The sequence below is a fragment of the Sunxiuqinia sp. A32 genome (assembly GCF_052690465.1).
This window is the reverse complement of record NZ_JBQYLI010000042.1, coordinates 1-1,135: the sequence shown is the minus strand read 5'-3', so window position 1 is coordinate 1,135 and position 1,135 is coordinate 1. Positions and strand designations below refer to the sequence as shown.

The following is a 1,135-nucleotide window of genomic DNA, read 5'->3' as shown; positions in this document are numbered from 1 at the left end:
CCTATCCCCTTCAACAAATTCATGCATATATTCCCAGGTTAAAAGATCTTTTGACCGGAAAAGATAGTCAGCCCTTATTGGCTTACCTCCCGGGCCTTTGTGGGACCGACCAGCTGAAAGTGAATAGTAAATACTATCTTTCTTCCAGATAGAGGGATCGAATACGTCATAGGGCAGAGGAAAACCACTACCACTCTTAATCGGAATAACTGCCTTTCCTCCAAGCTTTTCCCAGTTCAATAATAGTGGATCTTCGGATACTGCAACCATATTCCCCTCTCTCGTCCCATGGTACATTGCAATTACTCGATCATCCTCAACATATGTCGCACCGGAAAAACAAGCATGTTCCGGACTTGGATAAATTGCATAGGGCAAATCTTTCCAGTGTATAAGGTTATCACTCACAGCATGCCCCCAATGTTGACGGGGATCTTCGGGTGGATAACCCTGGTAAAATAAATGCCAACGCCCCTGCCAATAACATAAACCATTTGGGTCGTTCAGCTTACTTTCAGGACTGGTAAAGTGGTAAACAGGACGAAACTTATCGCTCTCGAAGTTCGCTCTTGAATCCCTAAAACGTTGAATGAGATAATTGGTCTCTAATTCCTGTTTTTGTATCTCAAAATCATTCGAAAAATGATATTGGGGGACTAATGATTCGTTATTTTGTGCCTGCGCCCTGAACAGAATAGAACTTACAAACAACGACAAAATAAAGTGAGATTTTCTTAAATAATATATTGTTTTCATTGTAAAAAAGTATGAATGTATTTTCTGCTTTCTGAAGCAATTTTTTTCATATAAAAAATGCTTATAGATAATTATCGCATTCCCTCTTATTCAGTAATTATCAATAATTGTCTTTGTATTGAAAGGAATATGAATTGTTAGAAAATCTTACCTAAACAACGCCTTAAAAGTAACGTCACAAATTCATTTCAATCAAAATGATTTTCCTGATTCAGATCCCAATTAATCGTTTTTGATTAGGCTAGAAGAGCACAAAATTTGACTTTTATATCAAGTACTACTCTTCCCAAATATCTTTCATTTGATAGGCATCCAGTGATACCAATTTACTATCTTCTCCTTGTGAACGTAGAGAAACACCCAAACTATCATCCCGACC

General features: G+C 37.6%; 1 protein-coding gene. It reads right to left on the bottom strand.

Annotation, left to right across the window (positions count from 1 at the left end; translation table 11 throughout):
• Nucleotides 1–756: glycoside hydrolase family 32 protein (locus ACUNWD_RS20745; protein ID WP_445589784.1), on the bottom strand; the 756-nt coding region annotated here is incomplete at its 3' end.
• Between the last annotated feature and the right edge of the window lie 379 nt (nucleotides 757–1,135).